The sequence below is a fragment of the Tsuneonella rigui genome (genome assembly GCF_003958625.1).
GTDB classification, from domain to species: domain Bacteria; phylum Pseudomonadota; class Alphaproteobacteria; order Sphingomonadales; family Sphingomonadaceae; genus Tsuneonella; species Tsuneonella rigui.
The window spans coordinates 14,305-29,925 of record NZ_RSEL01000029.1; the positions used below are offsets into that span (position 1 = coordinate 14,305).

General features: G+C 68.2%; 12 protein-coding genes. 2 read left to right on the forward strand and 10 right to left on the reverse strand.

The window, feature by feature from the left end:
* Positions 1-24 precede the first annotated feature (24 nt).
* On the forward strand, positions 25-1,242 hold the full coding sequence (metK, locus tag ELY12_RS13330) for a methionine adenosyltransferase (protein WP_126177204.1): 1,218 nt from the start codon (positions 25-27) through the stop codon (positions 1,240-1,242).
* Here metK and ELY12_RS13335 read toward each other — a convergent pair.
* The 7 genes from ELY12_RS13335 to ELY12_RS13365 all read right to left on the reverse strand — a co-directional run bounded on the left by ELY12_RS13335 (position 1,239) and on the right by ELY12_RS13365 (position 7,477).
* Positions 1,239-2,510: a spinster family MFS transporter gene (locus ELY12_RS13335; RefSeq protein WP_126177205.1), complete on the reverse strand. Its 1,272-nt coding sequence runs from the start codon at positions 2,508-2,510 to the stop codon at positions 1,239-1,241. The genes metK and ELY12_RS13335 overlap by 4 nt on opposite strands.
* A gap of 37 nt (positions 2,511-2,547) precedes the next feature.
* Positions 2,548-3,210 carry a ferritin-like domain-containing protein gene (locus ELY12_RS13340; protein ID WP_126177206.1) on the reverse strand — a complete coding sequence of 221 codons (663 nt, stop codon included), beginning with the start codon at positions 3,208-3,210 and terminating at the stop codon, positions 2,548-2,550.
* Positions 3,211-3,258: 48 nt separating this feature from the next.
* Positions 3,259-4,389 (reverse strand): NAD(P)H-dependent flavin oxidoreductase, encoded by a 1,131-nt coding sequence (locus tag ELY12_RS13345; RefSeq protein WP_126177207.1) that lies wholly within the window; start codon positions 4,387-4,389, stop codon positions 3,259-3,261.
* A gap of 70 nt (positions 4,390-4,459) precedes the next feature.
* Entirely contained in the window at positions 4,460-4,942 is a 483-nt protein-coding gene (locus ELY12_RS13350; protein ID WP_126177208.1) for a GlcG/HbpS family heme-binding protein, read from the reverse strand.
* A 91-nt stretch (positions 4,943-5,033) separates the two neighbouring features.
* The gene (locus ELY12_RS13355; RefSeq protein ID WP_126177209.1) at positions 5,034-5,669 is read right to left on the reverse strand and encodes a CoA transferase subunit B; all 636 of its coding nucleotides are present in this window, start codon (positions 5,667-5,669) and stop codon (positions 5,034-5,036) included.
* A 9-nt stretch (positions 5,670-5,678) separates the two neighbouring features.
* Positions 5,679-6,773 (reverse strand): hypothetical protein, encoded by a 1,095-nt coding sequence (locus ELY12_RS13360; RefSeq protein ID WP_126177210.1) that lies wholly within the window; start codon positions 6,771-6,773, stop codon positions 5,679-5,681.
* The gene (locus tag ELY12_RS13365) at positions 6,770-7,477 is read right to left on the reverse strand and encodes a CoA transferase subunit A (RefSeq protein ID WP_126177211.1); all 708 of its coding nucleotides are present in this window, start codon (positions 7,475-7,477) and stop codon (positions 6,770-6,772) included. Before ELY12_RS13365 ends, ELY12_RS13360 begins: the two co-directional genes overlap by 4 nt.
* A 397-nt stretch (positions 7,478-7,874) precedes the next feature.
* Between ELY12_RS13365 and ELY12_RS13370 the strand changes: the two genes are divergently transcribed.
* Positions 7,875-10,223, forward strand: coding sequence for a CDC48 family AAA ATPase (locus ELY12_RS13370; RefSeq protein WP_126177212.1), 2,349 nt, complete (start codon positions 7,875-7,877; stop codon positions 10,221-10,223).
* Here ELY12_RS13370 and ELY12_RS13375 read toward each other — a convergent pair.
* Genes ELY12_RS13375 through polA form a run of 3 tightly spaced genes read right to left on the reverse strand, consistent with a single transcriptional unit; the run spans position 10,220 to position 15,519 of the window.
* Positions 10,220-11,284, reverse strand: coding sequence for a mechanosensitive ion channel family protein (locus tag ELY12_RS13375; RefSeq protein ID WP_126177213.1), 1,065 nt, complete (start codon positions 11,282-11,284; stop codon positions 10,220-10,222). The genes ELY12_RS13370 and ELY12_RS13375 overlap by 4 nt on opposite strands.
* A 47-nt stretch (positions 11,285-11,331) precedes the next feature.
* Positions 11,332-12,627, reverse strand: coding sequence for a sensor histidine kinase (locus ELY12_RS13380; protein WP_126177214.1), 1,296 nt, complete (start codon positions 12,625-12,627; stop codon positions 11,332-11,334).
* 33 nt (positions 12,628-12,660) lie between these two features.
* On the reverse strand, positions 12,661-15,519 hold the full coding sequence (gene polA, locus ELY12_RS13385) for a DNA polymerase I (protein ID WP_126177215.1): 2,859 nt from the start codon (positions 15,517-15,519) through the stop codon (positions 12,661-12,663).
* Between the last annotated feature and the right edge of the window lie 102 nt (positions 15,520-15,621).

The following is a 15,621-nucleotide window of genomic DNA, read 5'->3' on the forward strand; positions in this document are numbered from 1 at the left end:
TCCTTATATCGGGATTTCGACCGCATGCGCTCCGACTACTTGTTCACGTCCGAAAGCGTTTCCGAAGGCCATCCGGACAAGGTCTCCGACCAGATTTCGGACGCGATCGTGGACCTGTTCCTGTCGAAGGACCCGCAGGCGCGCGTCGCGTGCGAGACGCTGACCACCACGCAGAAGGTCGTCATCGCGGGTGAGATTCGCGGCAACGGGATCATGGACACCGAGGGCAACTGGGCACCCGGCGTCGAGCAGGAGATCGAGGACACCGTGCGCGGCGTGGTGCGCGACATCGGCTACGAGCAGGACGGCTTCCACTGGCAGACGCTGCAGTTCTCTAACAACCTGCACCCGCAGTCGGCGCATATCGCGCAAGGCGTCGATGCCGGCGAGAGCAAGGACGAAGGCGCGGGCGACCAGGGCATCATGTTCGGCTTCGCGTGCGACGAGACGCCCGACCTGATGCCGGCGACACTCGACTACAGCCACAAGATTCTCGAGCGGATGGCCGCCGACCGCCACAGCGGCGCGGCGCCGTTCCTGGAGCCCGACACCAAGAGCCAGGTGACCCTGCGCTTCCGCGACGGCAAGCCGGTCGCCGCGACCGCGATCGTGGTCTCGACCCAGCACGCCAAGGGCTACGATCAGGGCGCGCAAGAGACCGAGCTGCACAACTACGTCAAGGGCGTGATCGCCGACGTGCTGCCGCGCGAACTGCTGACCAACGAGACCGTCTATCACATCAACCCGACCGGCAGCTTCGAGATCGGCGGCCCGGACGGGGACGCCGGGCTGACGGGCCGCAAGATCATCGTCGACACCTACGGCGGCGCGGCTCCGCACGGTGGCGGCGCATTCTCGGGCAAGGACCCGACCAAGGTCGACCGCTCGGCCGCCTACGTGACGCGCTACCTCGCCAAGAACGTGGTCGCCGCGGGCCTCGCGCGCCGCTGCACGATCCAGATCGCCTATGCGATCGGGGTGTCGCAGCCGCTGTCGCTCTATGTCGATACGCATGGCACCGGCACCGTCGCCGACGAAAAGCTGGAGCAGGCGATCACCGCGGTTGCCAAGGACAAGCTGGGCGGGCTGACCCCGCGCGGCATTCGCGAAGGGCTCGGGCTCAACAAGCCGATCTATCGCAAGACCGCGGCGTATGGCCACTTCGGGCGGCAGGCCTCGGGCGATGATTTTCCGTGGGAAAAGACCGACCTGGTGGGCGCGCTGAAGGCGGCTGCGGCCTAAGCCCTTCCCTCGCGGACCTTCGCGAGGTCACCTTCGAGCGTGCGGGCGGCGAGCAGGTAATGCGCCGCCGCCCATAGCGACACCAGCCCGCACCCGGCCATGCCGTAGCCGAGCGCGATGTCGCTCGCGTAGCCGGCTGCTGAAAGCTTGTCGCTCATCCAGCCGACCAGCACCGGACCGAGCCCGCCGACGAGGCCGGTGAAGATGTTGGTGAAGGCGTGGCCGGTCGCGCGCATCCGCGGGTGGAGCATGTTCTGCAGGCTCCCCGCGGTCGGCCCCAGGAAAGTGAACTGCAGGAGCGTCGATAGCGCGGTGAACACCGCGAACGGCATCAGGTCTCCGCGCGTCATCGCGATGACGTAGAGCGGCGCGGCGGCAAGCAGGCACAGCCCCGGCACTAGCGCGTGGCTCGCCCTGACCCGCGGCGCGAGGCGGTCGGCGATGGTCCCGCCGAGCGCGACCGAAACCGCCGCGGGCAGGCTCGCGATCAGCGCGGTGAACAGCCCCGCCTCGCCCACCGGCAAGCCGAAGCGCCGGGTCATCAGGGCCGACAGGAACGCGATCAGCCCAAACCCGACCAGCGAGGCGAGCGCCGAGCCCATGACCAGGTGCCGTGCGGCAGGGAGCGAGAGCAGGCGTTTGAGGACCGCGCCCACGCCTGGCACCGCATGGTCGATCTCGCCGTCGTGCGCCCCGCGCGGCGGCTCCTTGACGAACAGCCACACGAGCGCGGCGAGCAGGATGCCCGGCAGTCCGGTGACGATAAACGCCCAGCGCCAGCCCCAGTGCTGCGCGACCACGCCGCCGAGGCCCAGCCCGATCAGCGCTCCCAGCGGCGCCGAGAGCAGCAGGATCGACATCGCGCTCGCACGGCGGTGCGGCGGGTAGTAATCCGAGATGACCGACTGGTTCGCGGGCAGGCCGACTGCCTCTCCCACCCCGACCGCGATGCGCGCGGCGAGAAGCTGGTGCCAGCCCTGTACGAATCCGCTGGCGGTCGCCGCGACCGACCACAGCAGCGTGCCGATGGTGGTGAAGGTCAGCCGCCTCCGGTGCTCGGCCAGCCGCGCGATGCCGACGCCGAGCACGATGTTGAGCGCGGAGTAGGCGAGGCCCAGCAGGCCGATCTGCGCGTCGCTCAGGCCGAACTCCGCCTTCAGCGGCTCGACCAGCGCGTTGACCACGATCCGGTCGATGAACCCGATCGTGCCGATCATGGTGAGGAGGGTCAGCGCCAGCGCGGGCGAGTGACGGCGCAGGCGGCTCATGAGGCGACGCTATACGCGGCGCACAAGTGGTTCAACCTCATGCGTATGCGGCGGCATCCTCATCCGGCCAGCTCGCGAGGCGCGGGGTCGAGCGGTTGAGGAACACCGCCGGCAGCTTCACCAGCATCAGCGTCTTGTGAATCCAGTAATCGGCCCACCGCTCGCGCCAACGGGCGGTCACCCGGCCGTTGCGGGTCAGCCAGCGCTCATAGGGCAGGTAGTGGTCGGGCTCGTCCTTCTCGACGACCTCGAAGATGCGCTTCAGCGCCTTGTCGCTGCGGATGTGCGGGTTGGTGAGGAGGATTTCGACCTGCCGCATCCCGCGCTGCTCGGTCAGCATGATCACGCGGCAGAGCTGCTCGAACGCCTTGGGATCGGCGACGATCGCCTGGGTATCGAGCTCGTCGATGGTGCAGCGGAACACGCGCTGGATGAAGTGGTCGATATGGCCGCAGGTGCGGTCCACCTTGAGCGGCATGCGGCCCTGCAACTCGTAGTAGCGGCGGAACATGCGGTAGTGCTTGTGCTCGTCGGCGCGGTGCTTCTCGACCTCGGCGATGAATTTGGGATCGTCGGGACAGCGCGCGCGCACCGCCTCCAGCACCCGGTCGAGCGAGGTGTAGCCGCGGTGCTCGTTGTAGATGTAGATCGATGCCAGGACGTCGAGAAATCGCGACCGGAATGCAGCCCAGGGGTTCATATTAACGCCTCTCAGGCGTGAAATCGCACGATCCGTTGCACCCTGCAATCAATCAAATGTTGCAGTGAGCCGCTCGACTGCCTCGACGAATTCCTCGCGAAACGACTGCACTACGGCGCGTGCCGGGCGGACCTCCTCGATCAGCCCGACACCCTGGCCGACGAAGTAGCTGACCAGCTCGCGCGCCCGCGGGTTGCCGGCTTCGGCCGCGCGCTCGATCTTCGCGAACGAGGGTTCGGACACCATTCCCATCAATGGCATCGGCAGGGTACCCGGACCATCCGCCGCATCCCATGCCTCGTGCCACGCGGTCCGGAGCTGGCGCGCGGGCTTGCCGGTGCGGCTCCGGGACCTGACCGTATCGCGGCTGCGCGCGGCGATCATCTTGTCGCGGAACGCCTCGCTGGTCTCCGCCTCGGGCGTCGCGAGCCAGACGCTTCCGGTCCAAGCCCCTTGCGCGCCGGCGGCCATCATCGCGGCCATCTGCCCGCCGGTCATGATCCCTCCCGCCGCCAGCACCGGCGTGTCGTACCCCGCCTGCCCGAGCGCACGGACCACCTCGGGGATCAGCACCAGCGTCGAGACCTCACCGCAGTGCCCGCCCGCCTCGGTCCCTTGCGCGACAATGATGTCCACGCCCGCCTCGGCCTGGCGCAGCGCGTGCTCCTTGGCCCCGACCAGCGCCGCCACCGGCACTCCGCGCCGCTTGCCCTCGGCGAGCATCTCGGGCGGCGCGATGCCGAGCGCATTGGCGATCAGGCGGATGGGGTGGCGAAAGGCGACCTCCATCAGCGCGAGGCCGTTTTCGGGCGTGATCCCCATCCGCTCGCGCATCTGCGGCACCTCGGCGCTCGCCTCGATCCCATATTGCGAGAGGATTCCGGCAGCGAACTCGGGATACTTGGGATCGATCGCCGCCGCCCGCGCGCGGTTGTCAGTGAACCCCGCAACCCGCGGATCGATCGTCTCGGGCACCAGCACGTCGACGCCGTACGGCGCGCCGTCGACATGCGCGTCGATCCACGCAAGCTCTTCCTCAAGCTGCTCGGGCGAAAACCGCGTCGCGCCGAGCACCCCGAAGCCTCCCGCCTTGCTCACCGCCGCCACCACGTCGCGGCAATGGCTGAAGGCAAACAGCGGGAACTCGGCGCCGGTCAGGCGGCAGACGGCGTTGTTCATCGAATGCTCCTCCACGCCACTACGGCCGCGTAGAGCCTAACGGCTTGCCGGACAGGCCGCTAGCTGCCGATTAGCGGGTAGCGGGTTCCGACCGCAGGCCCGCCGCCTCGATACCGGCCAGCACGCAGGCAACGTCGTCCGCTGGCGCCTCGCCCGACGCCCCGACCGCGCCCAGTCGCATCGCGCCGTCGGCGGAATAGACCGGCACCCCGCCGGGGACCGTGACCACGTGGGGTGCGTCGGCGAAGCCGGGCGTGCCGCGCGCACCTTCCTCCATGCCGCTCGTCGGGAATCCCCACAGCGCCGCGGCGCGGGCCTTTTCCAGCGCGAACTCGGTCGCCCCCGGGCCGCTGCGGTCCATGCGGAACACGATCACCGGATGGCCACCGGTGTCGGTGACGGCGATCGAGTGGCTCTGGCTGGCAACCTCGTCGCGCGCGACACATCCGGCAACGATCGCCTGCGCCGACGCGGATGAGATACGCTGGGTGGGTATCTGCGCGCCGGCTGCCGCGGTCCACCCGGCCAGCACCAATGTCAGGACTGAACGCATGCCTCACCTCCTGCCTGCGCAGGAGTATCGGATCGATACCTGGAGTCGATTCGCTGGCCGACGAACGCGCGGCGCGAACCGTCGAAAGCCGTCAGGCTTCGTAGCGCGCCGTCGTCTTGCTCGCGATCTCTTCGGCGGTGACGCCGGGTGCGGTCTCGATCAGCTTGAAGGGGCTCGCATGATCGGGCCGGTGGAACACCGCGAGGTCGGTGATGATCATGTCGATCACGTTTTTGCCGGTCAGCGGCAGGGTGCATTCGGGGATGAACTTGGGGCTGCCGTCCTTGGCGGTGTGCTCCATCACCACGATGATCTTCTTGACCCCGGCGACGAGGTCCATCGCGCCGCCCATGCCCTTGATCATCTTGCCCGGGACCATCCAGTTGGCAAGGTCGCCGTCTTGCGACACCTCCATTCCGCCGAGCACGGCGAGGTCGATATGCCCGCCGCGGATCATGCCGAAGCTGGTCGCGCTGTCGAAATAGGCGCTGTGGGGCAGCTCGCTGATGGTCTGCTTGCCCGCGTTGATGAGGTCGGGATCGACCTCGTCGTCATAGGGGAACGGGCCGATGCCGAGCATGCCGTTCTCGCTCTGCAGCGTGACCTGCATCCCCGCGGGCACGTGGTTCGCGACCAGCGTCGGAATGCCGATGCCGAGATTGACGTAGTAGCCGTCGCGCAGCTCACGGGCGGCGCGGGCGGCCATCTCGTCACGGGTCCAGGGCATGGGGTATCCTTAGGTCAGCGGTTGGGGGATCAGGAACCAGCCGTTGCCGATCAGCGGCTCGAGCGGCGCGGCCGCGGCCGGGTCCTTGAGGTATTGGAACAGCTCGTCGAAGTCTCCGCGCTCATCGCCGGCAATGGCGACGACGCAGTATTCCTTGGCGAGGTCTTCGCGGCGGGTCTGCTTGCGCTCTTCCGGGTAGCGCAGCAGCGCGAGCTCGTCGCGGCCGACGGTGTCCAGGCCGGACGCAATCAGCGCGCGCCGCACTGCACCCGCCCGGTCGGCGGTGTTGGCGGAAATCCACGCGATAGTCACGCCCTCGGTGCGCAGCCGGGCGAGCGCCTCGACCAGCTTGGGATCGGCATGGATCGCCTTCGCCGGATCGAGCACGCCTGCACCCGGATCGAGATCGATCAGCACCGCGGCGGGATGGACCGAGCACTCGCGGGTAGTCGGCGCGAGCATGCCGGAGTCAGAGAGCATGGCCGACAGGCGCTCGCTTCCGGCGATCGGCAGGGTGCCGACGCGCTGGGAGTAGCCGTATAAATCGTCGTATCCGGCGAACCCGGCTGGAGCCATGCCGGCACCGCTGGGCGGTGGCAGCGCGCCGGCGACGATCTGGACCCGCGTGCCGTCTTCGAGCGTGCGACTGGCCGGGAAGGCCGGTTGCGCGGTCGAGGTCACGAGCGGCTGATCGGCAGGTTGCGTCGCCGCAGGACTGGCAGTGGCGGACATATCGGCCGCCACCGGCAGGGTTTGCACCGAGGCGGGTGCCAGTGCCTGCGTCGTCGCCGCTGACGGCGGAGCGAGCGGCCCAGCCATGACCTCCATCTTCGTCCCATTGGCGAGCGTGATGCTGCGCGTGTACATCCCCGGCGGAGGCGAAGGGGTGGCGGTAGCCAGGTCCGGGTCGGTCGGTCCAGGCCGCGAGGTATCGATCGACACGCGCGGCTGTCCGCGGCTTGCGGGCTGGGCGTCCTTGCCATCGACCTGCGTGCCCAGCACGCCGCCCGCCGCCAGCACGGGAATCGCCGCGGCAACGCAGCCCGACAGAAGCGGCATTGCTGCCAGCAGCGCGCCAGCCAGCAGCCGCGCGCGCCTGGTCATGCCGCGGCGCGCTCGCGAGTGGTGCGGAATTCGATCTTCTTGTCGTAGGGCGCGCCGACAATCATCCGCTGTACGTAGACACCCGGCAGGTGGATGCAGTCGGGATCGAGGCTGCCGGCCGGGACAACCTCTTCAACCTCGACCACGCAGATCTTGCCGCAAGTCGCCGCGGGCAGGTTGAAGTTGCGCGCGGTCTTGCGGAACACGAGGTTGCCGGTCTCGTCTGCTTTCCACGCCTTTACGACCGAGAGATCGGCGAAGATGCCCTGCTCGAGGATGTAGTCCTCGCCGCCAAAGCTCTTCACTTCCTTGCGCTCGGCCACCTGGGTGCCGACGCCGGTCTTGGTGTAGAAGCCGGGGATGCCCGCGCCGCCCGCGCGCATCCGCTCGGCCAGCGTGCCCTGGGGACAGAATTCGACCTCGAGCTCACCAGCGAGGTACTGGCGCTCGAACTCCTTGTTCTCACCGACGTAGCTGGAGATCATCTTGGCGACCTGCCGGGTGCGCAGCAGCTTGCCGATCCCCTCGTTGTCGATGCCCGCGTTGTTCGAGCAGAAGATGAGACCTTTGACCCCGCTATCGCGGATCGCGTCGAGCAGGCGTTCAGGAACGCCGCACAGGCCGAACCCGCCGCTGGCGATCAGCATGCCGTCGGTGAGGATTCCGTCGAGTGCGGCGGCTGCATCGGGATAGAGCTTGTTCATCGCGGGTATCTCTAGCCAGCGCTGCCGCGCGTGTCACGGCCCTCGATGCCTTAGAGGACGTTATTGCGGTGCAGCACACGTCTCAAAGCGCAACTGACCTTCGGGAATTTCTCGGCGCGAAATCAGGTGCTTAATTTTTTAGTTGCGCGAAACGCAACCAAACATGCCTTTTTCGCACTTGCACAATCGCGCTCTCGGCAGCATATGCGGGTCTGCCTTTCAGGCATCCTCTCCCAAGACTTCCAAGGCCCGGCGGGTTATCCCTCCGGGCCTTTTTTTCGTCCGCGCTCCGCCTGCTCGCTACGCGCCGGGGCACCGAATCGCGGCCCGTTCATTGGCAAAGGAGCGGCGGCTTCCTAGCTGTCAGGAAACGATAGCGACAGGAGGGCCAACCCCAATGGCCGAGACGGACACGCCGAACACGGCGGACGGAAAGACGATCAGGCTGCAGGTCGCCGCTGCGCGCCAGGAAGAAAGCGGCCAGGGCATCGCCCGCATGCCGCGCAGCGCGTTCCAGGCGCTCGGCGTGACCGAAGGCGACGTGCTCGAGATCACCGGCAAGCGCACCACCGCGGCGATTGCCGTCCATGCCTACGACGAGGACCAGAGTCTCGAGGTGGTTCGCCTCGACGGCCTCCAGCGCAGCAACGCCGACACCGCTTCGGGCGAGCACGTCTCGATCCGCGTGGCCGAAGCGCGCCCCGCTACCCGCGTGGTGTTCGCCCCGGCTCAGCGCGAAATGCGGCTGCAGGGACCGGGCGAGGCGCTCAAGCGCACCTTCTTCAAGAAACCGCTGGTGGCGGGCGACATCGTCGCCACGACCGGGCACCAGACGGTGCAGAACATGCCGCCCGAAGTGCGCCGCATGTTTAACGCGCCCGCCTACGCACTCACCCAGATCCGCCTGACGGTCGTTTCGACCAGTCCCAAGGGGATCGTTTGCATCGACGAGAACACCGAAGTCGAGCTGCGCGGCGAGTTCGAGGAACCGCGCGATGGCCGCGCGGTGGTCAACTACGACGACGTCGGCGGGATCGGCGACACCATCCAGCAGCTGCGCGAGATGGTCGAGCTGCCGCTGCGCTATCCCGAGCTGTTCACCCGCCTGGGAGTCGATCCGCCCAAGGGCGTGCTGCTGCACGGCCCGCCGGGGACCGGCAAGACGCGGCTGGCGCAAGCAGTCGCCAACGAAAGCGACGCGACGTTCTTCACCATCAATGGCCCTGAGATCATGGGCTCGGGCTATGGCGAGAGCGAAAAGCGGCTGCGCGAGGTGTTCGAGGAAGCCGCCAAGGCGTCCCCCGCGATCATCTTCATCGACGAGATCGATTCGATCGCGCCCAAGCGCAGCCAGGTTGCCGGCGAGGCGGAGAAGCGCCTCGTCGCACAGCTCCTCACGCTGATGGATGGGTTGGAGGCGCGCTCGAACATCGTCGTCATCGCGGCCACCAACCGCCCCGACGCGATCGACGAGGCGCTGCGCCGCCCGGGCCGGTTCGACCGCGAGATCGTCATCGGCGTGCCCGACGAGAAGGGCCGCCGCGAGATACTTGCGATCCACACCCGCGGCATGCCGCTGGGCGAACACGTCGATCTCGACGAGTTGGCGCGCACCACGCACGGCTTCGTCGGCGCCGACATCGCCGCGCTCGCGCGCGAGGCGGCGATCGAGGCGGTGCGGCGGATCATGCCGCGGCTCGACCTCGACGCGCGCGAGATCCCGCCCGAGGTGCTCGAAGACCTGATGGTCACCCGCGAGGACTTCTTCGCGGCTCTCAAGCGCATCCAGCCGAGCGCGATGCGCGAAGTGATGGTGCAGGTGCCCAACGTCGGCTGGGAAGACATCGGCGGTCTCACCGAAGCCACCGAGAAGCTGCGCGAGGGGATCGAGCTGCCGCTCAAGAACCCCGACGCCTTCCGCCGGCTCGGCATCCGTCCGGCCAAGGGCTTCCTGCTGTTCGGCCCTCCGGGCACGGGCAAGACCCTGCTCGCCAAGGCCGTCGCCAAGGAGGCGGAGGCGAACTTCATCTCGATGAAGAGCTCGGACCTCCTGTCCAAGTGGTACGGCGAAAGCGAGCAGCAGATCGCCCGCATGTTCCAGCGCGCGCGTGCCGTCAGCCCGTGCATCATCTTCATCGACGAGATCGACAGCCTGGTGCCCGCCCGCGGGTCCGGCCAGGGCGAGCCGACCGTGACGGGACGGGTGGTCAACACTATCCTCGCCGAGATGGACGGCTTGGAAGAGCTGCAATCGGTGGTCGTCATCGGGGCGACCAACCGGCCCGCGCTGATCGACCCCGCGTTGCTGCGGCCGGGCCGGTTCGACGAACTCGTCTATGTCGGCACCCCCGACAAGGCGGGCCGCGAGCTGATCCTCGGCATCCACGTGCGCGACATGCCGCTCGCCAAGGACGTCGATCTCGGCAAGATCGCCGCCGATACCGAGCGGTTCACCGGGGCGGACCTCGAAGACGTGGTCCGCCGCGCCGGGCTCAACGCGCTGCGGCGCGCGGGCGGCGAGGTGCAGGAGGTGAACGCGGCCGATTTCGCCGACGCGCTCGAGGATTCCCGCGCCACCGTGACCCCCGCGATGGAGGAGGAATACAAGAAGATGCGCGGCGAGCTGAAGAAGCGCGCGGCCGAGACCGGCACCTCGATCGGCTTCATCAGCGAAGGGATGGTCACGCCCACGCGCGAGCGCAAGCACGCCCCGGCGGCCAACCTCAACGATGACGGCGCGAGCTAGGTCGAGGCCGGCTCCGGCGGCGCCGCGGCGTGCAGTAATGCCGCGGGCATGTGCTGCCGGAGCCAGTCGAGCATGTGCTCGCGTACCGCGGCGCGCAGCTCGAACAGGTCGTGGACCGTGTCCGCGCTGACCGCGAGCCGCAGCTCGATCGAACCGGCGCGCGCCTCGGTTACGTAGAGCGTGCCGGTGCGCTTGTCCCACTGCGGCTGCTCGGCGAGGTAGCGCTTGAACTCCGCCCGGATCGGCGCGACCTCGGCCGATGGGTCGAGCTGGAGGAACACCGGACCGGTCAGCACTTCGCTCGACCGGGTCCAGTTCTCGAAGCTGTTGTCGAGGAAGCGGCTGGTGGGCACGATCGCCGCGCGCTCGTCCCACATGCGCACGACGACGAAGCTCATACGGATTTCCTCGACCCGTCCGCTGAAGCCGTCGATCACCACCAGGTCGCCGAGGCGCAGGGGTTCGGTGATCGCCATCTGCAAGCCGGCGATCAGCGATTTGAGCGCAGGTTGCGCCGCCGCGCCGACCGCCAGCGCGGCGAGGCCGGCCGAGGCCATCAGCGTCAGCCCGACCTGCTTCACCGCTGGAATGCCGAGCAGCATCAGGCCGGCCGTGACGAACACGATCACGAAGGTCGCGGTGCGCGAGAGGATCGCGATGCGCGTCCGCCGGCTGCGCGCCGAGGCGACGTCGGTCGAGATCTCCGCCCGGTATTCGAGCGCGGCGGCGAACGCCTTGACCAGCGCATAGACGATCCAGCCGACTAGGCCGGGGACGAGGAACTTGGCGACCGGCAACCACACTTGCGCGACCCACCGGTCGGCTTGCGCGGCGAGTGCGATGGCGAGCGCGGCCATCGCCCAGCGGGTCGGCGCGCGGAGCTGTTCTGCGACGAGGCCGTCGACCGGCGTCTGGGTGCGGTTGGCCAGACGCATCAGCAGCGCGAACACCAGCTTGTGCAGCACGGCCGCCACGATCAGCGCGCCGCCCGCCCAGACCACCGCGTGCAGCAGTTCGGGCCAGTCGGGGGTCAAGCGCAACAATTCGAATTCGCGGAGCATCGCGGCGGCACTATTGGCGCGGGGCTCGGCTGACAACCCGCGGGAGGTCAGGTCGAAAGCGGGAACCTGATCGCGATGTGGACCCCTTCGGGGGTGAAGGTGCGGTCGATCGACCCGCGTAGCTGACGCGCGGCACTGGTCATCAGCAGGCTACCAAAGCCAGCGCGCGTGGGCTGCTCGCCGGTGCCGGGTTTGGCCTCTCGCCAGTCTAGATGAAGCTCATCGGCCTCTTGCCGCCACTCGACGGTCAGCAGCCCGCCGCTCGACCAGCAGCCGTATTTGACCGCGTTGGTGGTAAGCTCGTGCAGCACGAGGCCGATCGGGGTCACCTGTTTGGCGGTCAGCGTCACGTCCGGGCCGTCGAGGCCCGCCCTGCGCTCGGATGACAGGTAAGGCCGGATAGTCACCTCGACCAGCGTCCGCAGCGAGGCATCCTTCGATCCGGCAGGACCCTGCGTCACCTCGTGAGCGGTCAACAGCGCGTGGATGCGGTCGGCGATGCTGTCGACCACCGGCTTGGCTTCAACTGAGTCCTTCCCGCTCATGCGGACGATAGCGAGGATCACCGCGAACAGGTTCTTGACCCGATGGTTGAGCTCGCGCGCCAACAGATCCGCCCGGTCGCGCGCTTCGGCCACCAAAGTCGCCTGCTCGGCTTCGGCGTCGGCCCGGGCAGCGCGCCCGACCAGCCGGTAGCCCAATGCGAGCGCGATCAGCAGCAGGACCGCGAGGCCCACGAGCAGCGGCACCACTCGTCCCTCGGCGCTGGCGGTGTCTACCGTGGCCTCGCGGAGTTGTTCCTCCTCGATCCGCTCGAGTTCGCGCAGCGAGGTGCGCAGCCGCTCCATCACCTCCTGCCCCTCGTCGCTCAGGATGCGCTGGCGCGCCTCGAGCACCTGGCCGCCCTCGACCAGCGCGACCGAATCGCCCATCTCGCCGAACTTGGACGTGGTCAGGTTCTCGACCTGGTCGAGCAGTTCCAGCTGCCGCGGGGTCGCGTCAGCCTCGACGAGTTGCCGCAGGTGCGCGAGCGCGGGGCCGTATTGTTCCTTCGCCAGCCGGTAGGGACCGAGATAGCGCTCATCGAGCGTGAGCAGGTAGCCGCGCTGCCCGGTCTCGCCGTTGAGTACCGCGCGGTTGATGTTGGTGAGCTCCGCCAGCACCTCGCTGGTCCGGCGCGCCTGCGCGCGTTCGGTGCGCTCGGCCTCGACCGTCTGGAAGATGAGCAGGACCGCGCCGAGCAGTGAGGCGGCGACCAGCCCGAACGCGATCAGGTTACCGCTGCGCGCCAACAGCCGGCGCAAGGCCGGACGCAGCGCGGATGTGCGTTCCGTCCCGTCCATGTGCCGGAACTTACGCGCTAATCGCCGGCCAAGCTAGTGCGCCGCGCCCCAGCTCTTGCCGGTGCCGATGTCGATCCCGAGCGGCACGTCGAGCGCGACTGCGGGGAGCGCGGCTTCGGCCATGACCCGCTCGATTACCGGCGCGGCGGCCGCGACGTCGCCTTCGGGCAGCTCGAACACCAACTCGTCGTGCACTTGCAGCAGCATGCGCACGTGGCCGAGCCCGGCGTCTTCCAGCGCGGGCATCATCCGTGCCATCGCGCGCTTGATGATATCTGCGCTGGTGCCCTGGATCGGCGCGTTGATCGCCGCCCGCTCGCTGCCGGCGCGCTCGTTGGGGTTCTTCGAGTTGATCCGCGGGAACCAGGTCTTCCGCCCGAACAGCGTCTCCGAATAGCCCTTCTCGCGTACGCTCTCGAGCGTGGCGTGGATGTAGTGCTGGATGCCGGGGAAGCGCTGAAAGTAGGTGTCGATGATCGCCTGCGCCTCGTCCGCCTCGATCCCCAGCCGGCCGCCGAGGCCCCAGCGGCTGATGCCGTAGAGGATCGCGAAGTTGACCGTCTTGGCCTTGGCACGGGTGTCGCGGTCGACCGTTCCGAACATCTCCTGCGCGGTGCGCGAGTGGATGTCCTCGGCGGCGGCGAACGCCTCTTTCAACGGCGGCACGTCGGCCATGTGCGCGGCGAGGCGCAGCTCGATCTGGCTGTAGTCGGCGGCGAGGAGGACGTTGCCCTCCTCGGCCACGAAGGCCTCGCGGATCTGGCGGCCGATCTCGGTGCGGATGGGGATGTTCTGCAGGTTGGGATCGGTCGAGCTCAATCGCCCGGTCTGCGCGCCGACCAGGCTGTAACTGGTGTGCACCCGCCCCGTATCGGGATTGATCGCCGCCTGCAGCGCATCGGTATAGGTGCTCTTGAGCTTGGTCAGCTGGCGCCACTCGAGTACCTTGGTCGCGACCTCCGCGCCCTGCCCGGCGAGTCCTTCGAGGATCGCCTGGTCGGTCGAATACATGCCGCTCTTGCCCTTGCGGCCGCCCTTGTAGCCGAGCTTGTCGAACAGCACGTCGCCCAGCTGCTTGGGACTGCCGATGGTGAACTCGACGCCGCAGCAGTCCCACACTTCGCGCTCGATCCGGGCGATCTCGCGCGCGAACTCTTCGGACAGCCGCGCCAGTTGCTGGCGGTCGACCTTGATCCCGTGCCGCTCCATCTGCGCGACGACCGGGATCAGCGGGCGATCGACCCGCTCGTACACCCGGCTGCCGCCCTCGGTCGCGAGGCGAGGCTTGAGGTGCTTCCACAAACGCCAGGTCACATCGGCGTCCTCGGCGGCGTATTCGGTCGCGCGGTCGAGCGGCACCTCGCCGAACGGGATCGTCTTCTTGCCGGTCCCGCAGACCTCCTTGAAGGTCAGCGTGGTGTGGCCGAGGTGGCGCGTCGACAGCTCGTCCATCCCGTGCCCGCCGCCGATTCCGTCGAGGCTGCGCCCCGCGTCGAGCGCGAAGCTGACGATCATCGTGTCATCGATCGGCGCGACGTCGATCTTGGCGCAGCGGGCGAGGATCGAGATGTCGTACTTGATGTTCTGCCCGACCTTGCGGACCGCCTCGCTCTCGAGCAGCGGGCGCAGCGCGTCGTAGGCGGCCTGGCGCTCGATCTGCACCGGCTTCTCGGCGAACATGTCGCTGCCGCCGTGGCCGAGCGGGATATAGCACGCGTCGTTGGGTCCGAGCGCGAGACTGATGCCAGCGAGTTCGGCCTTCATCGCGTCGAGGCTGCTGGTCTCGGTGTCGATCGCCACCAGCCGCGCGGCGTAGGCCCGCTCGATCCAGTGCGAGAGGCGCTCCATGCTGGTGACGCACTCGTAGGCCGAGCGGTCGACCGGCGGCATCTCGGGCAGCGGCTGGCGGTTGCCTTCGGGCGCCGCGGGCGCACCAGCGTTCTGCGGCTTGGCCGGATTGAGCTGGGTCGCGCGCTCGGGGCTGCCCTTCCCGCCGTCGAGGCGCTTCAGCAGGCTGGTGAAGCCGTGTTCGGACAGGAACGCTGCGAGCGGCTCGGGCGGCACGCCGTCCAGCTTCATGTCATCGAGCGGGATCGGCAGGTCGCAGTCTTCCTTGAGCTGGACCAGCACGCGGCTCAATTCGGCCATCTCGCGGCCCTCGATCAGCCGGTCGCGCAGCTTGCTGGCCTTCATCTCGGGCGCGGCATCGAGCGCGCCCGCGAGGCTGCCATAATCCTGGATCAGCTTGGATGCGGTCTTGGGGCCGATGCCGTAGATGCCCGGCACGTTGTCGACGCTGTCGCCCATCAGCGCAAGCACGTCGCCCACCAGCTCGGGCGGGACGCCGAACTTCTCGACCACCTCGGGGATGTCGATCCGCTGGTTCTTCATCGTATCGAGCATGTCGATGCAGCCGCCCTCGACGCCGTCGTGCGGCTCCGAACAGCGGCCGACGAGTTGCATCAGGTCCTTGTCGGAACTGACGATAGTCACATCCCATCCGCGCCGGGTCGCCTCGCGGGCGTAAGAGGCGATGAGGTCGTCGGCTTCGAGGTCGTCCTCCTCGATGCATGGCAGGCTGAACGCGCGCGTCGCGTCGCGGATCAGCGGAAACTGCGGGACGAGGTCCTCGGGCGGCGGCGGGCGGTTCGCCTTGTACTGGTCGTAGAGCGCGTTCCGAAAGCTGGTCGAGCCCTTGTCGAGGATCACCGCGAGGTGCGTCGGCCCGTCCGCCTTGTCGAGATCGTCGGCCAGCTTCCACAGCATGGTAGTGTAGCCGTACACCGCACCCACCGGCGTGCCGGCCGGATTGGTGAGCGGCGGCAGGCGGTGATAGGCGCGGAAGATGTAGGCCGATCCATCGACCAGGTAGAGGTGCTGCTTGTCTGCCATCCCGGCCCTGCTAGCAGCGCACGGCGGCGCTTACACCCGCTTTCCGCACGCCGAGCAGCACCCCAATTGCGGCGGGATTTTGGCCAAATCGGGCAAATTGGC

Excerpts from the sequence above, each read along its gene's own strand:
- ELY12_RS13350 (WP_126177208.1), bottom strand. The coding sequence starts at position 4,942 with ATGCGTTCAGTCCTGACATTGGTGCTGGCCGGGTGGACCGCGGCAGCC.
- ELY12_RS13375 (WP_126177213.1), bottom strand. The coding sequence starts at position 11,284 with ATGCTCCGCGAATTCGAATTGTTGCGCTTGACCCCCGACTGGCCCGAA.
- ELY12_RS13340 (WP_126177206.1), bottom strand. The coding sequence starts at position 3,210 with ATGAACCCCTGGGCTGCATTCCGGTCGCGATTTCTCGACGTCCTGGCA.
- ELY12_RS13335 (WP_126177205.1), bottom strand. The coding sequence starts at position 2,510 with ATGAGCCGCCTGCGCCGTCACTCGCCCGCGCTGGCGCTGACCCTCCTC.
- ELY12_RS13380 (WP_126177214.1), bottom strand. The coding sequence starts at position 12,627 with ATGGACGGGACGGAACGCACATCCGCGCTGCGTCCGGCCTTGCGCCGG.
- ELY12_RS13355 (WP_126177209.1), bottom strand. The coding sequence starts at position 5,669 with ATGCCCTGGACCCGTGACGAGATGGCCGCCCGCGCCGCCCGTGAGCTG.
- ELY12_RS13345 (WP_126177207.1), bottom strand. The coding sequence starts at position 4,389 with ATGAACAACGCCGTCTGCCGCCTGACCGGCGCCGAGTTCCCGCTGTTT.
- ELY12_RS13360 (WP_126177210.1), bottom strand. The coding sequence starts at position 6,773 with ATGACCAGGCGCGCGCGGCTGCTGGCTGGCGCGCTGCTGGCAGCAATG.
- polA (WP_126177215.1), bottom strand. The coding sequence starts at position 15,519 with ATGGCAGACAAGCAGCACCTCTACCTGGTCGATGGATCGGCCTACATC.
- ELY12_RS13365 (WP_126177211.1), bottom strand. The coding sequence starts at position 7,477 with ATGAACAAGCTCTATCCCGATGCAGCCGCCGCACTCGACGGAATCCTC.
- metK (WP_126177204.1), top strand. The coding sequence starts at position 25 with ATGCGCTCCGACTACTTGTTCACGTCCGAAAGCGTTTCCGAAGGCCAT.
- ELY12_RS13370 (WP_126177212.1), top strand. The coding sequence starts at position 7,875 with ATGGCCGAGACGGACACGCCGAACACGGCGGACGGAAAGACGATCAGG.